This is a genomic window from Vibrio sp. zbq_1, assembly GCF_043102935.1.
Taxonomy (GTDB): Bacteria; Pseudomonadota; Gammaproteobacteria; order Enterobacterales; family Vibrionaceae; genus Vibrio; species Vibrio parahaemolyticus.
On sequence record NZ_JBICJH010000015.1, the window covers coordinates 380,631 to 406,492 of the forward strand.

Below are 25,862 nucleotides of genomic sequence, written 5' to 3' on the forward strand. Positions count from 1 at the left end.
CGCTCGAATTTATCAAGCTAAGTGCGCAACGACTTCTTAATATGCAGCCACGATAATGCAGCTGCGCTGACTAGAGCCGACCGAAGCCGGCAATGTGGTTAACCGTTTTCAGCACCCTGCAGAACAACAGGGTTGGAACTGAATAAGTAACCATCAAAATTCGGGTCATCGATGTCAGACAGCTCCAACAGGCGCTGTTTAACGTTTTCAAGGTGTTGCCACATGGCATTTTTTGCAGCGATTGGATCTTTACGCTGCAATGCGGCAAGGATTTTGGCGTGATCGTCTAACCACTCTTCACGGTAGTCTTGACCAGCAATGTGAGAATGAAGTTTCTTCCACATTGGGCTGCTCTCGCGTCGCTCCCAAGATTGCTTCAACATGTCCACCAGCACAGAGTTTTGAGTTGCCTCTGCAATGCACATGTGAAACTTCTCATCACCGTTGCAATCTGCGGTGCCACTGGCAAGTTCTTCTCGTTCTAACTCAAGGGCTGCACGCATTTTCACGATGTCGCCAGGCGTTACTTGCATCGCTGCAAATTCCGCAATGTTACTTTCAAGCAACTGGCGAGCTTGGAGCATTTCAAACGGACCGGCATCATCGCTGATCACGTTCTCACGGGAGTTCGGTTGAGATGGAATATTGATGACATACACTCCAGAACCTTTCTTCACTTCGACAAGGTTTTCCAGCTCCAGCATGATGATCGCTTCACGCACTACTGTGCGGCTAACGTCGAGACGTTCTGCGATATCGCGCTCAGGCGGCAGCCTATCTCCGACCACGTAACGGCCATTGATAAGTTCTTGTCTAAGGACTAAACCGATCTCTTGATACGGTCTTTTCGGTTCAAAAGGCATCATGATGATATTATCACTATATTCCATCTAACTTCTCACGCCATCATAACGACCAATAACAATTGGTCAACCTCTATGTACCAGAATGTGGTAACACCTTGTTTTCGATTGTTTATTACTAATTACTTTGTGAATTACTTAACTGCTTTGATCTTCTCAACCAGTTCATTTAATTCGGGATTTGTCTTTTCTAAGTCCGCGTACATTGGTTGAACCGCTTCAACGAATGCCGCTTTATTTGGTTCAACAAAAGTTACGCCCATCTTTTCAGCTTTTGTACGCTCTTTTGCTTCTGACTCAGCCCACAACTTCTTCATGTATTCAGAAGAGTCTGCTGCTGCTTTCATCAGTGCTTTTTGTTGCTCAGGTGTTAGCTTGTCGTACGTTTTAGTCGAAATAACCAATACGTCTGGCACCATGGTGTGCTCGTCTAGGCTGAAGTATTTCGATACCTCACTGTGACGGCTCAAGCTAAATGATGGGATGTTGTTTTCCGCAGCATCCACCACGCCTTGTTGTAATGCTGTGTATAGCTCACCGTATGCCAATGGTGTCGGGTTACCACCTAACGCTTTTACCATCGCAATAGCAGATGGGCTCGGCTGTACACGTACTTTCAGACCTTTTAGATCTTCCGGCGTATTGATTGGTTTGTTGGTGTAAAAGCTACGTGCGCCCGCATCGTAGTAAGTCACACCAATAAAGCCGCTGTCCGCTGAAGAATTCAGGATTTCACGACCCACTTCCCCGTCTGTCACTTTGTAGTAGTGGTCTTTATCGCGGAACAAGTAAGGCATGTTGAATGCTGCGTAAGCAGGGGAGAAAGCTTCCAATTCTGCCGCGTTGCTCTTCACCATATCCAGAGCACCGTTTTGCATCAGCTCCATCGATTCACGCTGAGTGCCTAACTGCGCATCAGGGTAGATACGGATACGAACTTCCCCGTCTGTCATTTCACGAACTTCTTTTGCCATAAAGTCCATTGCTTTATGTACTGCATGGTCACGAGGGTGGTTGTGACTTAGCTTCAAAGTGGTCGCAGCATAAGCAGAAGCAGTGGCGCCGAAGGTCATTGCAGCACCTACTACAGCGCTTAAAAGAGTCTTACGCGTCATCATTGTTCTATTCTCCTTGGATTGGTTATCCAATATGTAGGGTAGTTTTAATTTTTCACGGTATTTCTTGTTTCGAGGTCATTATTGGCGATCGAAAAACCTATCGTCAAAACAAAAAAGCAAATTGATTGACCAAAATCACACTAATTACCCTTAAATTGGTCAACCAATTCATTTGTGAAGCTGCTCACGTGACAACCAAATCGCCTAACTTATAATCCACTCAGAACAACATGCCTATTTTGAGACCCTACACAAATACGCTCGCCCACATTGGTAAACCAATTGTTATGCAGTCCGCGTGTTTACTTTAAGGAAATGAAAATGAATAAACTGGTCACGTATATCAACAGGGGGTTGGCAGCATTTACTGTCTCTCTTTCGACCTTTCTTGTCTTCTGCGTGGTTTGGCAGGTGCTTTCACGCTACGTACTCGGTAAACCAAGCACCGTCACGGATGAACTGGCTCGCTATCTCTTTATGTGGGTGGCGCTTATTGGTGCCGCTTACACCACAGGTCTCAAACGTCACCTCGCCATTGACCTTTTGACGATGAAACTCAAAGGCAAGAAAAAACTGGTGAATGAAATCGTCATCCAAGTGGCCATTGCGCTCTTCTCTTATGTGGTGTTGGTCCACGGCGGAACACAATTAGCACTCAAAACATTGGCCACTGGCCAGCTAACCCCAGCATTGGGCTTAGAGATGGGCTACATCTATTTCTGCCTGCCTATCAGTGGCGCACTGATGATCTTTTATTCCGTGATTTTCGCTTATGAGCGCGTCAAACAATTAATGTCTGGTGAAACCCTAGTCACCGACTCACAACTTGATTCTTAGAGGGTTCCACAATGGAATGGCAATTAATTCTTACCTTATTTGGCAGCTTCGCTGTATTACTGGCAATTGGTGTACCGGTTTCCTTCGCCATTGGTCTTTCTTCACTGGCGACCATTTTAATGGGCCTACCATTAGAGCCTGCGATTGCGGTTGTAGCTCAGCGCATGGCAGCAGGTCTTGATAACTTTGCTCTACTGGCGATCCCGTTCTTTATCTTGGCGGGCAACATCATGAACCAAGGTGGTATCGCACTGCGCCTGATTAACTTTGCCAAAGTGTTAGGTGGCCGTCTTCCTGGCTCCTTAGCACACGTGAACGTGATGGCGAACATGATGTTTGGCTCAATTTCTGGCTCAGCCGTCGCATCTGCCGCAGCGGTTGGCGGAACTATGTCACCACTGCAAAAGAAAGATGGCTACGATGAAAACTTTTCTGCCGCGGTAAACATCACTTCTTGTCCATCGGGTTTGTTGATCCCGCCAAGTAACACCTTGATCGTGTTCTCGTTAGTCTCTGGCGGTACCTCTATCGCGGCGCTGTTCCTCGCTGGTTACATTCCGGGCATTTTGATGGGTCTGAGCATCATGGTGGTGGCTGGGATCATCGCCAAACGTCGTGGTTACCCAATTGCTGCTCGCCCAACGCTAGCGATGGTTTGGGATACATTTCTAAAAGCGGCGCCTTCACTGGCTCTGATTGTGGTCATCATGGGTGGCATCATCGGCGGTATCTTTACAGCTACCGAAGCCTCTGCCATCGCCGTGGTCTACACCTTTGTTTTGGCGGTGTTGGTGTATCGCGAAGTGAAATGGCGAGATCTTCCTAAGATCATTTTGGAATCTGCCGTCACCACATCGATTGTTTTGCTGTTGGTTGGCGCTTCCATGGGCATGTCTTGGGCGATGGCAAATGCCGACATTCCATACATGATTGCTGATGCGCTACTGGCGATCTCTGACAACCCAATGATGATTCTGCTCATCATCAACATCATCTTGCTGATTGTCGGTATCTTCATGGACATGACACCAGCGGTACTGATCTTTACGCCTATCTTCCTGCCAATCGCACTGGATATGGGTATTGACCCTGTGCACTTCGGCATCATGATGACCTTCAACTTGGCGATCGGCATCTGTACTCCACCGGTAGGTAGTGCGTTGTTTATCGGTTGTTCTGTGGCGAATGTTGCGATCGACAAAGTGATCAAGCCGCTTCTGCCATTCTACGTTGCACTGATTGCAGCACTAATGGCCGTGACCTTTATTCCTGAACTCAGCCTGTTCTTACCAAAACTGGTCCTAGGCTACTAACTCTTTCAATGAATCATCCCGCAGAGCACTCTGCGGGAGAAGGGAAATAAAATGAAAACCATTGCAAACTCTACCCTAAATGCTGCTGTTTCGCTGCCAGATTACGACCGTTCAACGCTCAAAAGCCGTATTATTCACCTTGGTTTCGGTGCTTTCCACCGCGCGCACCAAGCACTGTTCACCCATGAAATGCTGAGCAAAACGAGCTCGGATTGGGGCATTTGCGAAATCAACTTATTTGGTGGTGAAGAGTTAATTCAATCGCTGCGCGCGCAAGATCACCTCTATACGGTGGCAGAAAAAGGCGCACAATCGACCGAAGTCAAAGTGATTGGCTCGGTGACGGAATCACTGCACCCACATTTGGACAGCATCGAAACTGTTCTCGAAAAAATGGCCGAGCCACAAGTGGCGATCGTTTCAATGACGATAACCGAAAAAGGCTACTGCGCCGACCCTGCAACGGGCACGCTCGATAAAAACAACCCGCTAGTCATTGCTGACCTTGCCAACCCAACGGAGCCAAAATCGGCACTAGGTTACATCGTGCAAGCACTGAAGATACGTCGTGAACGCGGCCTAACGCCATTTACCGTGATGTCTTGCGATAACGTGCAAGAGAACGGTCACGTAGCAAAAGCAGCGGTACTGGAATTTGCTCAACTGCTTGACCCAGAATTGCGCGACTGGATTGAAACCAACGTTACCTTCCCTTGCACCATGGTTGACCGCATTGTGCCAGCAGCAACCGAAGAGACACTGACCGAAATCGCTGAGCTACTAGGTTGTGAAGATCCATGTGGTATCGCTTGTGAACCTTTCCGCCAATGGGTTATCGAGGATAACTTCGTGGCAGGTCGCCCGGATTGGAGCGTGGCTGGCGCAGAATTTGTTGCCGACGTTGTGCCTTACGAAGAAATGAAACTGCGCATGCTAAATGGTAGCCACTCGTTCCTAGCCTACCTAGGCTACCTTGGCGGTTATGCGCACATCTCTGACACCATGACAGATGAAGGCTACCGCAAAGCGGCATTCGATATGATGATGCAAGCACAAGCTCCTTCTCTGACCATGCCAGAAGGCACCGATTTAGAAGGCTACGCCAAGCTGCTTATCGAGCGCTTCACTAACCCAAGCTTGAAACACAAAACATGGCAAATCGCGATGGATGGCAGCCAGAAGATCCCACAACGCATGGGCGGCAGCTTACGATTCCATCTTGCTCAAGGCTCTAACTTCTCATGGTTGGCAACAGCGATTGCAGGTTGGATGCGCTACGTATCCGGCGTGGACGAGCAAGGCAACGACATTGATGTTCGCGATCCAATGGCAGAGACACTACGTCAGATCTGCGACCAACACGGCTTGAACGTTTCTGTTGTGCCTGCGTTGCTCGCGGTTGAAGCCATCTTCCCAGCAGAGCTTGGTCAAAACCCACAAGTGATTGATGCGGTGAGCAGTGCTTACCAATCGCTGATTGATAACGGTGCTCGTGCCACTGTCGCTGCGCTGTAATAGGAGTTAACGATGAAGAATTTCTTGTGTGAAGACTTTTTACTCTCAAATGAAACTGCGCGTCGCTTGTACCATGAGCATGCGTTCCACCAGCCAATTTATGATTACCACTGCCACCTAAACCCAGCGGAAGTGGCGCAAAATCGTCAGTTCGATAATTTGGGTCAGATCTGGCTTGAAGGCGATCACTACAAATGGCGTGGTATGCGCTCGGCAGGCATTGAAGAGCGTTTGATTACGGGTGATGCGAGCGATTACGACAAATACATGGCGTGGGCGAAGACGGTTCCTCAAACGTTGGGCAACCCGCTTTACCACTGGACGCACCTAGAACTGCGTCGCCCATTCGGCATTGCCAATACGCTGTTTAGCCCAGACACCGCTGACCAAATTTGGCATCAATGTAATGAGCTACTGGTGACACCCGAGTTCACCGCTCGCGGCATCATGCAGCAAATGAATGTGGTAATGGCAGGCACGACCGATGATCCTATCGATTCATTGGAGCACCACAAAACGATTGCTGAAGACGTAACGTTCAACGTCAAAGTCCTGCCGAGCTGGCGTCCGGATAAAGCGTTTAAGATTGAATTGGACCTGTTTGCTGATTACATGCATAAACTGGGCGAAGTGGCTGACATTGAGATCCGCCGCTTTGATGACTTATTGACTGCACTGGATAAACGTTTGGCACACTTCGATGCGCATGGTTGTCGTGCGGCAGACCACGGTATTGAGGTTGTTCGTTACGCGCCGATCCCAAGCGAAGCTGATTTAGATGCGTTGCTAGCTCGTCGTTTAAATGGCGACGTATTATCTGAGCTTGAGTGCGCGCAGTTCTCTACCGCGGTTCAAGTTTGGCTAGGCAAACGCTACGCGCAGTTAGGCTGGGTCATGCAGCTTCATATTGGCGCGCAGCGCAACAACAGCACACGCATGTTCCAACTGCTAGGTGCCGATGCAGGTTTTGATTCGATTGGCGATCGCCCATTTGCTTTTGAACTGGCACATCTGTTGGATGAAATGGACCAAACCAATGAACTGCCTCGCACCATTCTTTACTGTTTGAACCCTCGTGATAACGAAATGATGGCAACCATGATTGGTAACTTCCAAGGTGGCGGCATCGCGGGCAAAGTGCAGTTTGGCTCAGGCTGGTGGTTCAACGACCAGAAAGACGGCATGCAACGCCAAATGGAACAGCTTTCTCAACTTGGGTTGCTCAGTCAATTCGTCGGCATGCTAACGGACTCGCGCAGTTTCTTGTCTTACACCCGCCACGAATACTTCCGCCGTATCCTGTGTGACATGGTAGGTCGTTGGGCTGAAAACGGCGAAGTTCCAAATGACTTATCGTTGCTTGGCCCTATGGTCAAAGAGATCTGTTTTGGTAACGCAAAACGCTACTTTGAAGAGAGGGCGTAACCAATGAAGCACATCGCCATTATTGGTGAATGTATGATTGAGCTGAATGGCAAACCGTTCGGCTCAATGCATCAAACATTTGGTGGGGATACGCTCAACGCTGCGGTTTATTTGAGCCGCGGCTGCGAAGCCAATAGCAAACCTGATGAAGTTAAAGTCTCTTACGTTACGGCACTTGGCAATGACCCGATCAGTACAGGCATGCTGACTCGCTGGGAAGACGAAGGCGTCTCAACAGGTTTAGTGCTGCGCGATGAGACTCGCACGCCGGGTTTGTATTTGATTCAACTTGATGACCAAGGCGAGCGTACGTTTCTATATTGGCGCAATCAATCAGCCGCGCGTTACCTACTTCAACATCCAAATTTCGGAATGGTTAAGCAAGCATTAACTCAAGTGGATGCGGTGTTTCTCAGCGGTATCTCTTTAGCTATCTTGCCAGATGAAGACCGAATTTCACTGCTCAATTTGTTGGTCGAACTGAAAGCCCAAGGCGTTGAAATCGCGTTTGATAGTAACTTCCGCCCAGCGCTATGGCCTAATGACGATAATCAAACCGTCAAAAACGTGTACCAAGCCATGTATCAACTGACCGACATTGCCTTGGTGACTTTTGATGATGAGCAATTGATCTGGGGTGACGAAACACCAGAGCAAACCATTGAACGCCTTACCTCTCTTGGCGTAGGCAAATGCATCGTCAAGCTCGGTGCGGATGGCTGCTTGGTTCAAGACTCAACCAATCAGGGTTCGAGTGCGGCTCTGGCTCCACAAGCCGTGCCGACCCAACCTGTCGCCCAAGTGGTGGACACCACATCGGCGGGCGACTCATTCAATGGTGGCTTTTTATCGGCATACCTCGCTGGCGCCGATCTCGCGACCTCATGCCAAAGAGGCAACGCACTGGCAGGTGCTGTGATTCAACATCGCGGTGCCATCATTCCCAAAGCATTCACACAACCGGCGCTTGGCGTCGTTTAAGGAACACTCATGTCTAGCATTAAAGAACAATTGAAAGCTCTGAAAGTCATCCCTGTTATCGCTATTGATAAAGCAGAAGACATTATCCCACTGGGTAAAGTATTGGCAGAAAACGGACTACCAGCGGCTGAAATCACCTTCCGTTCAGCAGCGGCTGCAGAAGCGATTCGCCTACTGCGTGAAGCCCAGCCAGACATGCTGATTGGCGCCGGTACGGTGCTAAACCGCGAGCAAGCAATTGCAGCAAAAGAAGCAGGCGCAACCTTTATTGTCTCGCCTGGCTTTAACCCAAATACCGTTAAAGCGTGCCAAGAAATCGGCATTGATATCGTACCGGGTGTGAACAACCCAAGCACAGTTGAAGCCGCGTTGGAAATGGGATTAACTACCTTGAAGTTCTTCCCTGCCGAAGCTTCTGGCGGCATCAACATGGTGAAATCACTGCTTGCGCCCTACACCGACATCGAACTAATGCCTACTGGTGGCATTAATCCTGCGAACATCAAAGATTACTTAGCGATTCCACGCGTTTTGGCCTGTGGCGGAACCTGGATGGTAGACAAGAAACTGATCGAAGCGGGCAACTGGGAAGAGCTTGCACGCCTAACTCGCGAAGCGGTTGCGCTTGTAAATGAGTAATCGCTTTTAGCGATTGAATAAAGTGCCCAGCCCTCCCTCGGTGGAGGGCTGATTCGTTTGCATTCACATTCACTCACATGGTTAAGGAACCTAGATGGAAAACGGGCTAGCACAAGGCATTGGCGGCATCGCATTTTTGGTTGGGGTGATGGCTTTCTGGCAGAAAGATGACCTGCGTTTTCGCTATCAGATGATGGCGTTTTGTTTCATCATGGGCGTTCATTTCGCCTTACTGGGCGCAACCGTCGCGGCCATTGGCGTGGTCATTAATGGCATTCGCAGTTTCGCCTCCATCAAAACCCAATCACGCAAAGTGATGTGGTTCTTCATTGCACTGATGTGGCTGATGACCCTGCCAAACATGAGCCACTTTTTTGAATTCATCACCGTGTTTGGTTCCTCCGTTGCCACTTGGGCACTGTTTTCCAAACAAGGCATCGCCCTGCGCAGCTTAATTTTATTCAACTCATTTTGTTGGGTGAGCCACAACCTATGGCTTGGCTCGATTGGTGGCTCATTGGTTGAGAGCACCTTTATCGTCACCAACCTGTTGACCATTTATCGTTTGTTTCATGCCCAAGAACACATCTCCCAAACCCAAAACAATCAGTTTTTGGCGTCTAACACCGAATCCAGTACAGATTGAGCATTACTCGCAATACTTTCATCACAGCACTGCTTTAAAACCAGAATGAAATCATTCAGTTCTTCGGCAGACACGCCATTATTCATGCTGATGTTGTAGTGAGCCGCAAGCTGGCTGTTCACTCCTTTGATATTTGCCAGCGCTGCAATCGTGGCAATTTCTCGTTGTTTCCACGTCAGGAGGTCACGCGCGAAAATGTCACCAAACAAATGGGCTTTTAAGTACTGATCTATTTGAGGTGAAAAGTCGAACAGCGGGCCTTTGACTTGCATACCGACCAGCGTTGTTTGGTTCTGACTGCCTAGCTCTAAGCTGCTTTTATCTGCCGTCAACGGCGTCGATTCACGCCCTAATGTGTCGGTAATACCACGATTTTTGCGCACTTCAACTACTTCCATAAAAGCAGCCAATCCATTCAAACTGCGGGGAAAACCTGCGTAAGCGTATAGTTGAGCGAGAACTTCTTTAATCTCATTGATCGTTAAGCCGCTTTCTAAACCATCATTCAGGCTAATCTTGAGTTTTTCTACGTCACCGCTTGCGGTGAAAGCCGCGATTGGAACGATGGCTCGTTCTTTATTACTCAATTTATCTGTTGCAAAAGCAGGCATAACAGCGGATATCGTTGTCATAGTCAGTACCCAAATTAATATGGACTTGATTGAAGTTTTAATTGCGATCATCGTCAGAACCTTCCGTTGGTTGACCACACGCCGAAGCGACTTGAGGAGCCATAAAAGCAATACCAATGAGCGCAATCTTTACGCTCATGTAAGTTTGATATTTACTTGGCTTGCCTGTCATTGTCAGATCTCCGACGTCCTAAGTTAGCGTTCAATTAGCCAAGCTCTGCGTACTCTTCGTCCGTCACGGGTTCACACCACTCATTGCTTGCTCCTTCAGCGGGTATTTCTATTGCTACATGTGAAAACCAGCTGTCTTTAGCTGCGCCATGCCAATGCTTAGTGCCAGGCGCAATATGCACGACGTCGCCCACATTGAGCGCTTGCGCTGGCTGACCAAATTCTTGATACCACCCACGGCCTCCCGTCGCGAGCAAGATTTGTCCGCCTTCGTGATGAATGTGCCAAAAATTACGGCAGCCCGGTTCAAACGTCACATTTGCTACGATCAGCCCCGGTTGGTTGAGCAACGCCAAGTAGCTTGTCCCCGTGAAGTAATCGGCATACGCTTCGTTCTTTGCCCCGAAATCAAAAATGCCACGGCCGTTAAATACTCCTGCTTTTAGTGATTGTGGAATCTGTGTGTTTGCTGTGTGATTAACCATTGCTCTACGTCTCTTTATGGAATGCAGGATGCGTATCGAGCATTCGCCAAACTGTGTAGATAACGTTAACGCCGCAGGCCATTTATCGTTAGCCTATTCATGGCTAATACTTGCCTAATTTTCCAAACAATTGGACTTACATTTTGGTACTAGAGACGACCAACCGTCTCTTCTTCTGCCAAGAACAATAAATAAACCATTAATTTAAAAGCAAAATAAGTAAGAATAGAGATTGAAAACGTTTAAATTGGAACGGTTCAAAATCGCACAAAAGGAAAACAGCGCCTTGCCTGATAATCTTTACTTCGCAAAATGTCGTGATATACATTGAATAACAACCTCAATAATCCGAGAGCCTTTTCGCGATGTCAGATTTATCACCTACCAGCTTACCAAGTAGAGCATTCGCCACTCAGAAATTAGCCAAACTGATTGATCGATGGACGGGAAACGCAAACCAATACGACACGCCAATTTCGGGGTTGAGGTTCAGTCGTTGGACAACGCCGACGCCGCCTACGAGCTATACCCACAATCCAAGTATTTGTCTTATCGCGCAAGGCAGGAAGCGAGTCTTATTGGGAGAGGAAAGCTTTATTTACGATGCCAACCACTTCCTGATTTCTTCTGTCGATCTCCCTATCATTGCCAACATTATCGAAGCCAGTGAGGAGCAACCTTATTTAGGGCTGATCATGGAGCTGGATTTGACCGAGATTTCCCAACTGATTGTCGATAGCGAACTTGCCTTTACTCAATCCAAAGAAGCGCAAAAAGGCATTGCTGTCGGTGAGTTGTCGGAATCTCTATTGGATGCGTTTGTACGTTTAGCAGAATTATTAGACGAAGGCCAAAACATCAAAATTTTAGCGCCCATCATTAAACGGGAGATTTTTTATCGCCTTTTGATGAGTGAACAGGGCACGCGTCTCCATCAAATCGTGACTGCGGGCAGCCATAGCCATCAAATAGCCAAAGCCATCGACTGGCTCAAAAACAACTTTGTCAAACCATTAAGTGTTGGAGATTTGGCTTCGTACACAGGTATGAGTAAATCGTCGTTTTACACGCACTTTCGCTCCATGACGTCCATGACACCATTACAGTTTCAAAAGAAGTTACGCTTAAGTGAAGCACGCCGATTGATGCTGACAGAAAACTTAGACGCCATGGCTGCGACATTCAAAGTCGGCTATGAAAGTCCGTCTCAATTCAGTCGGGAATACAGCCGCTTGTTTGGCGCACCGCCGTCTAAAGACATCAAATCGCTAAGAGAAAATTTGGGCTAAATTGGCACAAAAAAGCCGTTAGTCTGTACTGCCACAGAGCTAACGGCTAAAAACCCATGAAGAGATCGCTTCGTCAGCACTTCACTGCGGCTGACAAAAAATGTGTAGTTTATTAAAGCACAGCCTTGCGACTCGGTAAGAACACTTCACCCAACATGCAACGTACAGAACCACCACCAATAGATTCTATGGTGGAAACGTCGAATGGCAGCAATTTACCGTGTGTCGCCAATTGGTTTCTTTGTGCTGGTGAGAATGCTTCGTACGCCGATTGAGACATCGCAATCACCTTGTCGCCGTTGATGGTTTCCAGTTGCAGAATGTTGCCACAGAACTGGTTCATCTGATCAAGCGAAATTGAGATAACTTGTTTATCTTTTGCCAGAGACTTCAAAACAAAACGACGCTCAAATTCTGGGATCACTTCATCACAGATCACACAAAACTGCTCACCCACAGCCATCATCACGTTGGTATGGTAAATCGGTGAACCCGATGGCAAACGGGTTTGGAATGAAATCACGCGCTCATAACCAATGCGATTCGCGTAATCTTCCAACACTAGGCGATCACAACGCTGTGACAACGCGGCATAAACGGTTTTGTTTAGATGGTCAAAAACCATCACCCCAGTGCTTTCTAGGTACGCGTGATCGCCTAGGTAATCCGTTAGACTGCTTTGCTGGTGAACTTCACGTCCTGCAGCGGCTAGCGCGGCAATTAACGCTTCCGGGCGAACCTCATGCTGACGGTTTTCACACGCCATTGGGAAGGTATAAAGCGTGCCGTCTGGTGTTGTGCTAAACCAGTTGTTTGGAAATACCGCATCTGGCGTCGCAACATCAGAAACTGGATAGTCAAATTCCACCACCTGCACTCCTTCTTGGCGCAACGTGGCAACCATTGCCGAAAATTCAGCCATGGTTTTTTGTGATACTTCTTTCTGGCTCAATGACACCTGATGCTGAAACTCATTGTCTTGCGCCGTTTCTTCATTAAAACGAAATTCTTTAGGTGGCACCATCACTACGCAGTTTGCGGTTTGGCGCAGAGCACTTTGTGTGCTTTCTTCTTTCCCATCAGCAAATTGGGGTACTGATTCGTGTAATAGCATCCAATATATTCCTTATCTCTAGAATGGAGAGATTGTAAATTTATTGTTAACTTCAGTTTTGCTGTTTTCGCGATTATTTCTATTCTCTAAAAGTAATTTTTCCTGCAATTAGACAGAGAAACACGATTTTTTATTGTCACTTTGCTGGTTTACGCTTTTGTGGCTCGGACATGACAAATCCAATAAATGGGATATTTCAATTCAGTTCATAACCAACTAGTTACATTTAAAAGGCGATCGGTTAGACTATTTTTTCGCCCCTCTCACAAACTCGTCTGCTTTTCTGACTAGCGGACAACGATATTTCTTACCACCTATCTCGGTGCGCACTGCCATGTCCAAGCAGTGTAAATCGATGGATTCAGTAGACCGAGATGGCATTGTTTTAACTTTAGGATGAGTTATGTTTAAACGATTTGAAGGCTTCACAGAGCCGTTTCCCAAATCTACGCCCGATCAGCCCCCTTCAGGGATTTTTGCCTTTCTACGCCATTACACCCGAGGGTATGAAAAGCCACTGATCATCATGTCACTGATGTCGACGATTGTTGCCATCGTTGAAGTCATGCTGTTTGGTGCAATGGGCCAACTGGTGGACTGGCTTTCCACCAGCAATCCAGAAACCTTTTTGCAAGATAACCGAGCGGATCTAATTTTTTACGGCGTCTTACTTCTGGTTGTAATGCCACTTTTGGTTGTTATCTACTCTTTGCTGGTGCATCAAACCTTGTTGGGTAACTACCCAATGTCCATTCGCTGGCTTGCTCACCGTTATCTGCTCAATCAGAGTCTGAACTTCTATCAAGATGATTTTGCAGGGCGCGTTGCAACCAAAGTGATGCAAACCTCTCTCGCAGTACGTGAAACGGTCATGAAGAGCATGGACGTGTTTGTCTACGTGACGGTTTACTTCACCAGTATGGTCGTGATGTTAGCAGCTGCAGATTGGCGTTTAATGATTCCAATGATTGTCTGGCTTTTGGTTTACATCGCGATTCAGATTTACTTTGTACCGAAACTGAAAGATGTGGCCTCTGAGCAAGCCGATGCGCGCTCAACCATGACAGGCCGTATTGTCGACAGCTACACCAACATCCAAACCGTGAAGCTGTTTTCACATAGCCAACGAGAAACCCAATATGCCGAACAAGGCATGAAAGGATTTCTCAACACGGTTTATCGCCAAATGCGCTTGGTAACAGGCTTTGACGTGGCGGTTGAAATTTCCAACTACATCTTGGTGTTTTCCGTCGCGGCTTTGTCGATTTATCTGTGGTTAGACAGCGCGATTAGCGTCGGTGCCATTGCTATTGCGGTCAGCCTAGCACTGCGCGTTAACGGCATGTCGATGTGGATCATGTGGGAAGTAGGAGCCCTGTTTGAAAACATGGGTACTGTCGTGGATGGCATGAAAACACTGTCCAAACCTATCGATATCCAAGACAAACCGAATGCGAAAGACTTGGTCGTATCTCAAGGTGGCATCCAGTTCGATAACGTCAGCTTTCATTACGGTGAAAACAAAGGCGTCATCAACCATCTGAATCTCGACATCAAACCTGGCGAAAAAGTCGGCTTGGTTGGGCGCTCTGGCGCAGGCAAATCCACGTTGGTGAACTTGCTATTACGCTTCCATGATGTGGAAGAAGGCAGCATTAAGATTGACGGTCAAAACATTGCTGACGTCACGCAAGATTCGTTGCGCTCGAAAATTGGTATGGTGACACAGGATACGTCTCTTTTGCACCGTTCAATAAGAGATAACATCTTGTACGGCAACCCAACCGCCTCAGAAGAGGAGCTGCTTAAAGCGACGAAACAAGCGCACGCTCACGAGTTCATCGAAACACTGACAGACCCATTTGGCAATGTCGGCTACGATGCGCAAGTTGGCGAACGAGGCGTGAAGTTGTCTGGTGGTCAGCGTCAGCGTATCGCTATTTCTCGTGTGTTATTGAAAGACGCGCCGCTGTTGGTACTGGATGAAGCAACTTCAGCTCTGGACTCAGAAGTCGAAGCGGCTATCCAAGAAAGCTTGAACGAGCTCATGCAAGGCAAAACCGTGATTGCAATAGCACACCGATTGTCGACCATCGCCCAGATGGATCGCTTAATCGTTCTCGACAAAGGTAACGTCGTAGAGCAAGGCTCGCACCAAGAGCTGATCGCTCATAACGGCATCTACGCACAGCTTTGGGCACACCAAACTGGCGGTTTTCTTGGTGAAGAACTAGACAATCAACAAGCTTCTTAACACCGCTTCATCCCTTTAAAAACGGCGCTTAAAGCGCCGTTTTTTATTCTCGAATTACATGAGCACTGAACTGACGAACTCACTCATTCTCATTTATGAAACACCAACAATGATGAAGATCACACTTTTTCTGCTAATATAGCGCCTCGTTGCGTATCTATTGCAATGGACACAATGCAGAGTACCTAGCTGAATTCATTTATCGTTTCACTTTTTGATAAGCAGCTATACTCAATAGATGGCTTAGTTATTAAATTAACAATAAGGTAATTAGCTTATGTGTAAATGTGGTTCAATGCAGATCGTACAAGTAAAACCTAGTTGGGCTGACAAGCTATTCGGCTATTCAGAAAGATGGAAATGCCAACTTTGTTGTAAGATCTACCGCATCTAAAAATTAAAAAAATAGAATCTTAGTTTTTCTAAGAAAAAGCAGTGGCCCGACAATGATTGTCGGGTTTTGTTTTTCTAAAGCCTCAATTATCTCCTACGCTTCCACGCAAACCAATCTGCTCAACACCTAGCATCTCAATGTGACTTAGGTATAGAATCTGGCCCACTTATTTCTTCCTCTATTCATACATAACTGGTCACTATGAACAAAAGTTTGCTAACGAATCTGCTCGCCATCGCTTTGATGGGCGCAGGCCATCAATTTCAGAACGACTATCTTTGGTATGCAGGTCTCTTTGCCTTCTCTGGCGCCATCACTAACTGGCTTGCCATCCACATGCTGTTTGAAAAAGTGCCGGGTTTGTACGGTTCTGGTGTGATTCCCGCACGGTTTGAAGAATTCAAACTGGCGATCAAAAATTTGATGATGGAACAGTTTTTTACCGAAGCGAACATCGACCGATTCTTGAATAAAGAAATGGCGGGCGGTGTGAACATCGATCTTCAACCTGTGATTGAGAAAGTGGATCTAAACCCAGCCTTTGACTCACTAGTAGAAGTCATTGAGGGCTCCCAGTTTGGCGGCATGCTAGCGATGTTTGGTGGTGCGGAAGCTCTACAGCCGATGCGACAACCTTTCGTCGAAAAGATGCAAGCGTCCATCATCGAACTGAGCAAGAGCGACAGTATTAAAGAAGCTTTGAAAGAGCAGTTTGAATCACCAGCCATGATGGATGAGATTAAGCAGAACATCGAAGGCATCATCGACCAACGCCTTAGCGAGTTAACGCCGGCATTGGTTAAAGAAATGGTGCAAAAAATGATTAAAGAACACCTAGGCTGGCTAGTAGTTTGGGGTGGCGTATTCGGTGGTTTGATTGGTGTTATTAGCACCTTTATCGGCGCATAATCCTTCACTAAACATCGAGAGACCTATCGAAAAAGGAGCCTTTTGGCTCCTTTTTTATGTCCTGTACCACGACAAATGCGTTAGCCTAATAGCTCCGGATTCACACCAAATCCCGTTTTGTGCTCTTCTATCACCACTTCACTTCGCGTCTGAATAACACCCGGTAGCGTGCCTAGCTTACTCGACATGAACTCTTGATACGCTTTCATGTTCTTCACTCGGACTTTAATCATGGTGTCGAAGTCACCAGAGAGTGAATAACACTCTTCGATTTCTGGCATCAATTCCACCGCTTTGGCAAACTTTTCAAAAATCGAGAAGCTGGTTTGATCCAAACGAATATGAATGAACACCTGAACATCCAATCCTAATTTTTCAGCATTCAACTCGGCATGATAACCATTGATATAGCCTTCTTTCTCAAGCCTTTTGACGCGATCTGAGCACGGCGACGTGGTTAAGTTAATCTGCTTCGCCAGTTCGACGACTGGAATTCGTCCGCGTGAATGAAGCACTCTCAAAATATGCAGATCAATCCTGTCTAATTGGTAGCTCATCAACACATCCTTGTAACAACTCAGGGAGCTTTACATTAATCGTTACCGTTATGTTTGCAAACTAACAAATGAACAACGTGTGAATTCCGCTTAGTTTTAACGTTTGCTTAGCACAAAAAGTCATCATCAACCTAAAAACACATCCTAGTTGTTAACATAAGTTTATAAATAACAAAGGCACTCACATGGCTTTTATAAGAGAAAAATCGGTGTGAATGAAAAAGTGAAACGATGAACTTTGCAGAGAATAAAGTGAGCTATAAACAGAAGAAATGAGCCAAATAGTAAGGCAATAATAGGAAAAATTATTGAGGAAAAAGCAATGTTAACCTTACAACTGGCGTATAAACCGTTTGGTGTTGGCGAATGGACATACACCACGGTTTCTCACGAAGTCGCGAAGTTTTTAGCACGTGAATACGCATCTTATGGCTGGCCAGTGATGATCGACGGATCGCCCTACTCCAACGAAGAACCTTTAGCAGCGTAACGTTAAACTACAGAGCGGCCGATACGTGTCTTGCCGGGTGAGGTACCACTTCACCGATCGCTCGGTGGTTGCAGCAACGACAGAAATACTGTGGTTCCATCTCGTAATAGTGCTCACCTGAGACAAACTTCGCCATCAGTTGCGTGAAACTCACCACCTTACCGGTTAACGTGTCAACGGATTGAGGCTCACAACGCTTCATGATCACCTTATGTTGCGTTGATTTTCTACACGCTGAGCAATATATATCCGGCATCTCTCTTCTCCCTGAATTTTTGTGTGCTACTGACAATTGACATATTTTGTTCAAAATAATTCCACAATAAAAAAGCCCCTTTACTTTTTTGTGCCCTATCTTCAAAAAATCCTACTAAAGTATGAAAAAACTGAGACCTTGGTCAGACCTCAACTTTTATACCACTTATATGAAAAACAGCACCTATGTGTGTAATAATACGACACATCACACATAAGCTATTGTTAGGGCTTATTATTTAGTAAGGCGCGTGACAACTTTACAGTTGGCTAGGTCGAGCTTTCGTAACGCTTTGTTATCTCGATTTACCCCGTAAACCAGTTGCTAGCAACAACAGCCGTCTCATCAAGGAAGAAATGCATGACGATACAACCGACTCTCACTACCGAAAGACTCGTCCTCCGGCCATTCCATATAGGTGACTGCCAACAAGTGGCTTTACTCGCTGGAGATAAGCGAATTGCCGACATGACAGCAAACATCCCACATCCTTATGAGCTACCGATGGCGCAAGCATGGATAGATAGGCACTATCCGATGTATCAGCAGCATCAAGGCGTGGCGTACGCTATTACCTTGAGAAACACTGGGGAGTTACTTGGTGCGGTGAGTTTACCGCGTATCGAAGAGGGGTACGGAACATTAGGCTACTGGGTTGGCGTGCCACATTGGGGGAAAGGCTATGCATTCGAGGCCTCCAAAGCCTTACTCGAATTTGCTCGAATGCACTTTGAGTTAAACGGAATAACCGTGATGCATTTGGTGGACAATCTGCGTTCTAAATCGGTGATCCAAAAACTAAAGATCCCTTACGTCGGTGACAAAACATTGCGCATGCAAGGCAAAGAACGAAAGGTTTGTGTCTACCAACTCACGTTCGTCGCTTCTGAATAAAGTCGAGGGATATGTCGGATGATCATCCATGAAACTTCACAAAATCTGCCCAAGAACAACCCGTTATTGCTGGGAACGGTATCGTTGTCGCTGTTCTATTTTTCCTACCTAGCAGACAAGCTCGTCGAGTTTGGACTCTTAGCACTCACGATAGTAGGATTTAAACTGATCTCAACGTACTTCACGCGCCGCGCGTTCAATCCTAAAACGCTATATATCGATGCAAGCACTAACGCCTTGAAGTACAGCCAGGGCTCAACGGTTTACTTCCGTTTACCTCTTGATGACATTGTCAGAGTCCAAATACAGAAAGAGTCCTTCTCCAGCCAAAGTTTGATGATCTACACAGTCAACGACTCTTACCAAGTGCCGAATTCTGACAATTTCGATTCTCTGCAGTTAAAGGATTTAATGAAAAAACTTGAAAAGAGGCTTGATGATCAACGTCGTTAAAGCAAAAAGAGAAGACATTCCAGAAGTTTCCAATTTGGTCACTAAATAGAAAGACAAAAAAGCCAGCAATAACGCTGGCTTTCTCTGTGTTAGTCTTGTGCGACTTTCACGCGAATTTTGCTTTTTTCTACGTTCGTCAAATTCAGAGCTTCAAGAGCAGAAATTGCTTCTGCTTCGTCCGGCATGATGACAAAACCGAAGCCTTTCGACAAACCCGTTTCTTGATCAAGCACTAGCGAACACAGTTCTACTTTGCCGTACGCTGAGAATAATTTGCGGATATCTTGCTCGGTCATGTGACGAGCCAAGTTTCTTACTAAAAGTTTCATAATGAACCTAGTTGGTTTGATAACGGTTCGATTCTCTCAGTTTCTCTCTGGCAAACCAAGTGAATAATATGACGGCGTTGACTAGATCATTCTAAGTACATCTGTTTAAATAATTTTCCGTTCATTTTTCACCCATAGGATAGCCAGCATGGAAACGAAACGTCTCAAACTCATCCCCGCTTGTTTAGAACGAGCCGAAGAGGCGCATCAAGCTGTCGTTCGCAGCCAAAAGACTCTCGAAGTCTATCTGCCGTGGGTGCCTCATGTGCTGACATTAGAAGCGATGATAGAAGGGACAGAGAAAGCCATCGCAAACTTTGAAAACTTCGAAGAAGAGCTGCGTTACTACATCATTGAAAAGGAAAGCGATCGCTTACTGGGTGCGGTCGGTTTGATGATTCGAGATCCCGACGTACCATCCTTTGAGATAGGTTATTGGTTAGATGATGCAGCCGTTGGCAATGGTTATGTTGCCGAGGCTGTGCTCGAAGTTGAGCGCTATGCGTTTGATGATTTGGGTGCCAAGAGAATCGCAATTCATGCTGATAGCACCAACCAAAAGAGCCGTGCTGTAGCCGAGCGCTGTGGTTATGAGTTCGAAGGCGAACTCAGAAACGAACGTCTTACCACATCGGGAGAGCTGAGTAACACCGTGATTTACTCAAAAATCCGCGAGTAAGCCGCTTAGCTAAACCGATTTGAACACAATAAAAAAGCCCGCGATATTCGCGGGCTTTAGTCATCTTTGCAGTGGTTAGTCTAAATCAACCAACTTCTGCTTGTACTCTTGGTGTTGGTCTAGAACTTCTTGACCTGCACCGCCAGTCATCTTGCTAACCAACACGATAGCCAGTGTTGAGAAGATGATGCCCGGTACGATTTCGTAAACGTCGAACCAACCGCCAGTTAGCTGTTTCCAAACTACGATGGTCACGCCACCCACTAGGATGCCCGCTAGTGCGCCGTTACGGTTCATACCGCTCCAGTACAGGCTAAGTACTACTGCAGGGCCAAATGCCGCGCCAAAGCCTGCCCAAGCGTAAGATACAAGACCTAGCACAGAGCTGTCTGGTGTCATTGCTAGGAACAATGCAATCAAAGAAATCACGATAACGCCCACACGGCCAATCATCACCACTTCTTCTGAAGAAGCATCAGGTTTGATCACTTGCTTGTAGAAGTCTTCTGCTAGTGCAGATGAAGATACTAGAAGCTGTGAATCCGCTGTACTCATTACTGCCGCTAGGATTGCTGCTAGTAGGATACCTGCAACCACTGGGTGGAATACGGTGTTCACAAGCAACATAAAGATTTTCTCACCATCTTCTAGTTGCGTACCTGGGTGGCCAGTCACCCATACCAGACCAACTAGACCCACTAGCATTGCACCTGCCATTGAAAGCGCAGTCCAACCCACAGCGATACGACGCGCTGTAGTTAGGTCCTTGTTTGAACGTGATGCTTTGAAACGCGCTAGGATGTGTGGCTGACCAAAGTAGCCAAGACCCCATGCCGCTAGCGAGATAATCGCGATAGCTGACAGCGGTTCACCTTTCACATCATTCCACAACGTCAGTAGTTCTGGGTTGATGTTGTGCATGTCTGAAGACAGTTGGCCAAAACCACCGTCCATCACAGCAATCGGAACGATCATCAGTGCTGCTGCCATCAAAAGGCCTTGCACTAAGTCAGTCCAAGATACCGCTAAGAAACCACCGAACAGCGTGTAAGAAACCACACAAACTGTACCAATAACTACTGCAATGCTGTAATCAAGGCCGAATACGGTTTCAAACAGTTTGCCACCTGCAACCAAACCTGAGCTGGTGTAGAAAAGGAAGAATAGAAGAATGAAAAACGCAGAGATGGTCTGAATCAGTTTTGATTTGTCGTTGAAACGACGTGACAGGAACTCTGGCAGCGTTAACGCGTCAGTTTGGATGCTGTAAGTACGCAGACGTTTTGCACTGATGAACCAGTTAGCCCATGTACCAGCAAGTAGACCACCTGCTAGCCAAAATGCCTCGATACCTGCTGCATACGCGTAACCTGGCAAACCTAGTAGCAGCCAGCCACTCATGTCTGATGCACCTGCAGATAATGCAGCAGGCCACGGACCTAGGCTACGGCCACCTAGGAAGTAGTCAGATGAATTGGAAGTCCTCTTATACGCGTAAACGCCAATGGCAACCATAATTATTAAATACGCCACAAAAGTGGACGTGATAGCAAAGCTATTTTCTATCATTTGATAGTCCTCGTTATAATTATTTCCTTCCTTGTCTTCTCTGACATTTTGCCATCGCAGCAATACGTCAAAGCAAGAGACACCAATCTGAACAAGCTCTCAGGCTGGTTATTTCAAATTGGTGTCACAAGTCAGGTTAGTGAGTTTCGTTCCCCAACTCGAGTAGAGTCGCGTTACCACCCACCGCTGTAATATTTATCGTTCGAGTACGCTCAGTAATAAAGCGCAACGAGAGATGCGGATCGTGAGCCAGTTTTGGTGACTCCAAATCCGTTTCAGAAACTAAGCCAACGATAGCACCATCGCGCTTAGCCAATTGAAGATTGAGCGCATGCTCAACCTGAGAATGCCCAACATAACCCACACTACGTACATCGCTTTCTAGCAACGGGGCAGACGCATCGTACGCAACTACTTGGACTAAGTTAGATGGGAAGTTTGTTGACGATACCGCTTGCTCAACCAGTCGGTTTAGCTCGGCATTGTCGCTGCAAATCACAACACTGTTACCTGCGATGAGGGCACAAGTGATCATTGCAAAAGTGCTGTACAGCGCGTTTTCAGTGTTTTCGATGTTGTTTTCACAAATCACCAAAGCCACACCACGACCAGCCGCGTACAGCTCGTTAGTTTCCCCCGTAGGGCCCACTAACTGATGAGGTTCTGCAAGCAGTGCAGACGCTTGTTGCAAGTGGTAAGACACTACTTTTGCCACAACAGCATTCTGCCCTTCTAGTGCAGATTTTAATGCCAACACATGTTCGCATTTGTAATCAAAATCGGTCAGATTCCACTGCTCCCAAGCAGAGAATGCATCTTTAAAATATGTGATCTGATGAACCATAATGCGACTCCTTATGCGTTCTCTGCTTGAGCAAGAAGATGTTGAGTAAAGCGGTACAAGTAGTGAGGACCACCAGCTTTTGGACCTGTACCAGACAAGCCTTGACCACCAAATGGCTGAACGCCAACAACCGCACCAACTTGATCTCGGTTGATGTAGCAGTTACCTACACGTGCGTGTTTTTCAATCCAGCGGTAAGTGGTTTCATTACGGCTGTGGATACCCATAGTCAGACCAAAACCAGTTTGGTTGATCTGCTCAACAACGTTTGGCAGTTCAGACGCTTTAAAGCGAACGATGTGAAGAATCGGACCAAATTGCTCTTCTTTCAGAACATCAATACCAGAGATTTCGAACGCACTTGGTGCAACAAAATCGCCATACTGACACGCTTCTTCCAGTTGCAGCTGCGCAACTTTCTTCTGTGTGCTGCTCATCTGCTCTAGGTGAGCAAGGAGTTTTTGCTTCGCATTGCGGTCAATAACCGGACCCACATCGGTTTTGTGCAAGTAAGGCAAGCCAACGTGTAGCTCTTTCATCGCGCCTTGGATAAGGGTGATGATGCGGTCCGCAACGTCTTCTTGAACAAACAGCACACGAAGCGCAGAACAGCGTTGACCCGCCGATGCAAACGCAGAGCGAATCACATCACGAACCACCTGCTCTGGCAGTGCAGAACTGTCGACGATCATGGCGTTTTGGCCGCCAGTTTCCGCGATAAACGGTACTGGCTTCGCGGTACGCTCTGCCAACGTTACGTTGATGCGCTGTGCCGTTGCCGTAGAGCCCGTAAATGCGACACCTGCTATGGCGTCGTGAGAGGTTAGTGCATGACCAATCTCACCACCGCGACCAGGAAGTAATTGAATTACGCCAGCTGGGAAGCCAGCTTCCAGCATCAAATCAATCGCGCGAGCAGCAATCAAGCTGGTTTGTTCAGCCGGTTTAGCAACCACTGTGTTACCCGCAACAAGCGCCGCGGTTACTTGACCAAGGAAAATCGCCAGAGGGAAGTTCCAAGGGCTAATACAAACGAACACACCGAGACCTTCACGGCTAGAAATGCGTTTCACACCATCGAAACCTTCCAGTTCAAATGGTTGTAGGTTTTGCGCTTGTTTTGCGTAGTAACGACAGAAATCTACCGCTTCACGAACTTCATCAATGCTGTCGTGAATGGTTTTACCCGCTTCTTGATGACAAATCGCCACCAACTCCGCCAAGTTTGCTTCCATCAGGTCAGCAAGTGTTTCTAAACACTTCGCTTTTTGCTCAATCGCAGTGCCTTTCCATTCTGGGAATGCCGCTTGCGCCGCTTCAATCGCAGCGGAAACATGATCAAGAGTTGCAAAAGCGACTTGACCCACTTCAACACGACGATCGTAAGGCGCGGTAATGATCTCAGCGAGGTTTTCCTTGATCATGCTTTCGGCAAAACGTTCACCGTTGATCACAGGGCCCGCAACCCACTTATTGTTTAGGAAGCTTTCAACTTGCGCTTCAAATGGTTTTGCTTCGCTTTCGATATCGATGTTGACGCCGTAAGAGTTTTTACGCTCAGGGAAAATACCTGAAGGCATTGGGATCTTATCGTTATTCAGCGTCGCAAAACTGGTTAGCGCATCCACAGGGTGATGTGTCAGTTCAGAAATTGGGCAACGCGCGTCAACCAAACGGTGTACAAACGAGCTGTTTGCGCCATTTTCTAGCAAACGACGAACAAGGTAAGGCAGTAGATCCGCGTGGCTACCAACTGGAGCGTAAATACGAACAGGTTGACCGTATTTCTCCATCACGTGGTTGTAGAGTGAATCTCCCATGCCGTGTAGGCGTTGGAATTCAAAATCCTTATGCTGCGCCATCACTGCAATCGCAGTAACTGTGTGCGCATTGTGGCTGGCAAATTGCGGGAAGATATTGCCACGTACGCCTTCGCTTAATAGGAAACGCGCACATGCAAGGTAAGCAACATCGGTCGCTTCTTTGCGTGTGTACACAGGGTAGTTTTCGTAGCCCGCTTGTTGTGACCATTTGATTTCGCTATCCCAGTACGCGCCTTTTACCAAGCGAAGTGGGATCAAGTCACCTTGTTCTTTCGCAAGGGCATTGAGCCAAACCAATACTGGTAGAGCACGCTTCGAGTACGCTTGCACAACAAGACCAAACTTGCCCCAACCTTTGACGAGGTCACTGCGGTAAATCTTCTCGAACAGCTTTAGAGACAGCTCAAGGCGATCAGCTTCTTCTGCATCAATCGTGATCGCAACGTCGACTTCAATCGCGCGTTTTAGTAGTTGCATGAGCGTTTCGTACAGCTCAGTCATAACACGCTCTTCGTTCGCCACTTCGTAGCGAGGGTGCAATGCTGAAAGCTTGATAGAAACCGAAGGCGCAGGGCTAGTGTCGTTACCGTAAGTCTCGCGACCCACCGCTTCGATCGCCATTAGGTAATCTTTGAAGTATTTATTTGCATCCGCTGTTGTTAGCGCCGCTTCACCCAACATATCAAATGAGTAAGTGAAACCTTTGTCGCGCATCGGGCGACCATTTTTCTGTGCTTCTTCAATCGTGCGGCCGCGAACAAACTGGTGACCCATGATCTTCATTGCCTGATACATGGCTTTACGAATCACAGGTTCAGAGAATTTGTTAACCAGACGGTTTACAGCCTGACTTGGGCTCTGGGTGCCTTGCTCACCAAGACCGACTACTTTACCTGTCAGCATTAGACCCCATGTTGACGCGTTAACGAAAACAGAATCTGAGTTTTTCAGGTGAGATTTCCAGTCCGCAACGCTTAACTTGTCTTTAATCAGCGCGTCTGCGGTTGCCGCATCCGGGATGCGCATTAATGCTTCTGCGAGACACATCAGCAAGATACCTTCTTGAGTATCGAGACTGTATTCCAGCAAAAGTGCATCAATCATCTGGATTGACTTCTTATCGGCACGAATGGCTTCAATAAGTTTGGTCGTTTGGTTAGTGATCGCCGATTTTTCTTCCGTTGTCGGCGTCGCTAGTGGCAATAATTGCTCTAGCCATTGAGACTCGTCCACCATATACAATGGCGAGATCAGTGACCACAACTTATCAAGCGGCTGCCCGATAAATTCCGGTGTCAACACGTTCGTAGCTGTAAACATGTGTGTTCCTCAATCTCACTCCTCGAAAACCGCTTCGAGGATCATCAATGGCTGGCAGTGTAT

Annotated in this window: 26 protein-coding genes; 14 read left to right on the plus strand and 12 right to left on the minus strand. The window is 47.1% G+C overall.

Annotated elements, in window-relative coordinates:
- Nucleotides 1–98: 98 nt before the first annotated feature.
- Both ACF8CV_RS09625 and ACF8CV_RS09630 read right to left on the minus strand, forming a co-directional pair.
- Nucleotides 99–890 (minus strand): FCD domain-containing protein, encoded by a 792-nt coding sequence (locus ACF8CV_RS09625; protein WP_005461367.1) that lies wholly within the window; start codon nucleotides 888–890, stop codon nucleotides 99–101.
- Between the two features lie 107 nt (nucleotides 891–997).
- Nucleotides 998–1,981, minus strand: coding sequence for a TRAP transporter substrate-binding protein (locus tag ACF8CV_RS09630; RefSeq protein WP_005449968.1), 984 nt, complete (start codon nucleotides 1,979–1,981; stop codon nucleotides 998–1,000).
- A gap of 321 nt (nucleotides 1,982–2,302) precedes the next feature.
- Here ACF8CV_RS09630 and ACF8CV_RS09635 point away from each other — a divergent pair, with 321 nt between their 5' ends.
- The 7 genes from ACF8CV_RS09635 to ACF8CV_RS09665 all read left to right on the plus strand — a co-directional run bounded on the left by ACF8CV_RS09635 (nucleotide 2,303) and on the right by ACF8CV_RS09665 (nucleotide 9,337).
- Nucleotides 2,303–2,818: a TRAP transporter small permease gene (locus ACF8CV_RS09635; protein WP_005461368.1), complete on the plus strand. Its 516-nt coding sequence runs from the start codon at nucleotides 2,303–2,305 to the stop codon at nucleotides 2,816–2,818.
- An 11-nt stretch (nucleotides 2,819–2,829) separates the two neighbouring features.
- Nucleotides 2,830–4,131: a TRAP transporter large permease gene (locus ACF8CV_RS09640; RefSeq protein ID WP_005461370.1), complete on the plus strand. Its 1,302-nt coding sequence runs from the start codon at nucleotides 2,830–2,832 to the stop codon at nucleotides 4,129–4,131.
- 51 nt (nucleotides 4,132–4,182) lie between these two features.
- Nucleotides 4,183–5,646 carry a fructuronate reductase gene (locus tag ACF8CV_RS09645; protein ID WP_138938137.1) on the plus strand — a complete coding sequence of 488 codons (1,464 nt, stop codon included), beginning with the start codon at nucleotides 4,183–4,185 and terminating at the stop codon, nucleotides 5,644–5,646.
- Nucleotides 5,647–5,658: 12 nt separating this feature from the next.
- A complete protein-coding gene (uxaC, locus tag ACF8CV_RS09650; protein WP_069522787.1) occupies nucleotides 5,659–7,071 on the plus strand; it encodes a glucuronate isomerase in 1,413 nt (470 codons plus the stop codon).
- 3 nt (nucleotides 7,072–7,074) lie between these two features.
- On the plus strand, nucleotides 7,075–8,052 hold the full coding sequence (locus tag ACF8CV_RS09655; RefSeq protein WP_047725322.1) for a sugar kinase: 978 nt from the start codon (nucleotides 7,075–7,077) through the stop codon (nucleotides 8,050–8,052).
- Between the two features lie 9 nt (nucleotides 8,053–8,061).
- Nucleotides 8,062–8,691 carry a bifunctional 4-hydroxy-2-oxoglutarate aldolase/2-dehydro-3-deoxy-phosphogluconate aldolase gene (locus ACF8CV_RS09660; RefSeq protein ID WP_047725321.1) on the plus strand — a complete coding sequence of 210 codons (630 nt, stop codon included), beginning with the start codon at nucleotides 8,062–8,064 and terminating at the stop codon, nucleotides 8,689–8,691.
- A 94-nt stretch (nucleotides 8,692–8,785) separates the two neighbouring features.
- A complete protein-coding gene (locus tag ACF8CV_RS09665; RefSeq protein WP_025817936.1) occupies nucleotides 8,786–9,337 on the plus strand; it encodes a YgjV family protein in 552 nt (183 codons plus the stop codon).
- Here the strand turns inward: ACF8CV_RS09665 and ACF8CV_RS09670 are convergent.
- Genes ACF8CV_RS09670 through ACF8CV_RS09680 form a run of 3 tightly spaced genes read right to left on the minus strand, consistent with a single transcriptional unit; the run spans nucleotide 9,298 to nucleotide 10,625 of the window.
- Nucleotides 9,298–9,948, minus strand: a complete 651-nt coding sequence (locus ACF8CV_RS09670; RefSeq protein ID WP_171055956.1) for a carboxymuconolactone decarboxylase family protein — start codon at nucleotides 9,946–9,948, stop codon at nucleotides 9,298–9,300. The two genes, ACF8CV_RS09665 and ACF8CV_RS09670, sit on opposite strands and share 40 nt — an antisense overlap.
- A gap of 58 nt (nucleotides 9,949–10,006) precedes the next feature.
- Nucleotides 10,007–10,141: a hypothetical protein gene (locus ACF8CV_RS09675; protein WP_256857499.1), complete on the minus strand. Its 135-nt coding sequence runs from the start codon at nucleotides 10,139–10,141 to the stop codon at nucleotides 10,007–10,009.
- 34 nt (nucleotides 10,142–10,175) lie between these two features.
- On the minus strand, nucleotides 10,176–10,625 hold the full coding sequence (locus ACF8CV_RS09680; protein ID WP_020838317.1) for a cupin domain-containing protein: 450 nt from the start codon (nucleotides 10,623–10,625) through the stop codon (nucleotides 10,176–10,178).
- Nucleotides 10,626–10,990: 365 nt separating this feature from the next.
- On the opposite strand from ACF8CV_RS09680, the gene ACF8CV_RS09685 reads away from it, so the two are divergent.
- A complete protein-coding gene (locus ACF8CV_RS09685; RefSeq protein WP_025577865.1) occupies nucleotides 10,991–11,914 on the plus strand; it encodes an AraC family transcriptional regulator in 924 nt (307 codons plus the stop codon).
- A gap of 112 nt (nucleotides 11,915–12,026) precedes the next feature.
- Here ACF8CV_RS09685 and ACF8CV_RS09690 read toward each other — a convergent pair whose 3' ends face one another.
- Entirely contained in the window at nucleotides 12,027–13,028 is a 1,002-nt protein-coding gene (locus ACF8CV_RS09690) for an arginine deiminase-related protein (protein ID WP_020838319.1), read from the minus strand.
- A 403-nt stretch (nucleotides 13,029–13,431) separates the two neighbouring features.
- On the opposite strand from ACF8CV_RS09690, the gene ACF8CV_RS09695 reads away from it, so the two are divergent.
- Together ACF8CV_RS09695 and ACF8CV_RS09700 are read left to right on the plus strand one after the other, a co-directional pair.
- A complete protein-coding gene (locus tag ACF8CV_RS09695) occupies nucleotides 13,432–15,282 on the plus strand; it encodes an ABC transporter ATP-binding protein (RefSeq protein ID WP_005477482.1) in 1,851 nt (616 codons plus the stop codon).
- A gap of 595 nt (nucleotides 15,283–15,877) precedes the next feature.
- A complete protein-coding gene (locus tag ACF8CV_RS09700; protein WP_005477484.1) occupies nucleotides 15,878–16,585 on the plus strand; it encodes a DUF445 domain-containing protein in 708 nt (235 codons plus the stop codon).
- An 80-nt stretch (nucleotides 16,586–16,665) separates the two neighbouring features.
- Here the strand turns inward: ACF8CV_RS09700 and ACF8CV_RS09705 are convergent, their stop codons facing one another.
- Entirely contained in the window at nucleotides 16,666–17,142 is a 477-nt protein-coding gene (locus ACF8CV_RS09705; protein ID WP_005465952.1) for an Lrp/AsnC family transcriptional regulator, read from the minus strand.
- A gap of 322 nt (nucleotides 17,143–17,464) precedes the next feature.
- Here ACF8CV_RS09705 and ACF8CV_RS09710 point away from each other — a divergent pair, with 322 nt between their 5' ends.
- Nucleotides 17,465–17,632, plus strand: a complete 168-nt coding sequence (locus ACF8CV_RS09710; protein WP_005466428.1) for a hypothetical protein — start codon at nucleotides 17,465–17,467, stop codon at nucleotides 17,630–17,632.
- A gap of 7 nt (nucleotides 17,633–17,639) precedes the next feature.
- On the opposite strand, the gene ACF8CV_RS09715 is transcribed toward ACF8CV_RS09710, so the two are convergent.
- Nucleotides 17,640–17,888: a hypothetical protein gene (locus ACF8CV_RS09715; RefSeq protein WP_011106558.1), complete on the minus strand. Its 249-nt coding sequence runs from the start codon at nucleotides 17,886–17,888 to the stop codon at nucleotides 17,640–17,642.
- Nucleotides 17,889–18,248: 360 nt separating this feature from the next.
- Between ACF8CV_RS09715 and ACF8CV_RS09720 the strand changes: the two genes are divergently transcribed.
- Together ACF8CV_RS09720 and ACF8CV_RS09725 are read left to right on the plus strand one after the other, a co-directional pair.
- Nucleotides 18,249–18,782, plus strand: a complete 534-nt coding sequence (locus tag ACF8CV_RS09720; protein WP_020841587.1) for a GNAT family N-acetyltransferase — start codon at nucleotides 18,249–18,251, stop codon at nucleotides 18,780–18,782.
- An 18-nt stretch (nucleotides 18,783–18,800) separates the two neighbouring features.
- Nucleotides 18,801–19,235, plus strand: a complete 435-nt coding sequence (locus tag ACF8CV_RS09725; RefSeq protein ID WP_025637551.1) for a hypothetical protein — start codon at nucleotides 18,801–18,803, stop codon at nucleotides 19,233–19,235.
- 89 nt (nucleotides 19,236–19,324) lie between these two features.
- Here ACF8CV_RS09725 and ACF8CV_RS09730 read toward each other — a convergent pair whose 3' ends face one another.
- The gene (locus ACF8CV_RS09730) at nucleotides 19,325–19,564 is read right to left on the minus strand and encodes an RNA-binding protein (protein WP_005466432.1); all 240 of its coding nucleotides are present in this window, start codon (nucleotides 19,562–19,564) and stop codon (nucleotides 19,325–19,327) included.
- 148 nt (nucleotides 19,565–19,712) lie between these two features.
- Here ACF8CV_RS09730 and ACF8CV_RS09735 point away from each other — a divergent pair, with 148 nt between their 5' ends.
- Nucleotides 19,713–20,243 (plus strand): GNAT family N-acetyltransferase, encoded by a 531-nt coding sequence (locus tag ACF8CV_RS09735; RefSeq protein WP_005477406.1) that lies wholly within the window; start codon nucleotides 19,713–19,715, stop codon nucleotides 20,241–20,243.
- Nucleotides 20,244–20,318: 75 nt separating this feature from the next.
- On the opposite strand, the gene putP is transcribed toward ACF8CV_RS09735, so the two are convergent.
- The 3 genes from putP to putA all read right to left on the minus strand — a co-directional run bounded on the left by putP (nucleotide 20,319) and on the right by putA (nucleotide 25,799).
- Nucleotides 20,319–21,812, minus strand: a complete 1,494-nt coding sequence (putP, locus tag ACF8CV_RS09740; protein ID WP_005484781.1) for a sodium/proline symporter PutP — start codon at nucleotides 21,810–21,812, stop codon at nucleotides 20,319–20,321.
- A gap of 136 nt (nucleotides 21,813–21,948) precedes the next feature.
- Entirely contained in the window at nucleotides 21,949–22,656 is a 708-nt protein-coding gene (locus tag ACF8CV_RS09745; protein ID WP_005467523.1) for a 1-pyrroline-5-carboxylate dehydrogenase, read from the minus strand.
- Nucleotides 22,657–22,667: 11 nt separating this feature from the next.
- Nucleotides 22,668–25,799 (minus strand): bifunctional proline dehydrogenase/L-glutamate gamma-semialdehyde dehydrogenase PutA, encoded by a 3,132-nt coding sequence (gene putA, locus ACF8CV_RS09750; protein WP_138938138.1) that lies wholly within the window; start codon nucleotides 25,797–25,799, stop codon nucleotides 22,668–22,670.
- Nucleotides 25,800–25,862 lie beyond the last annotated feature (63 nt).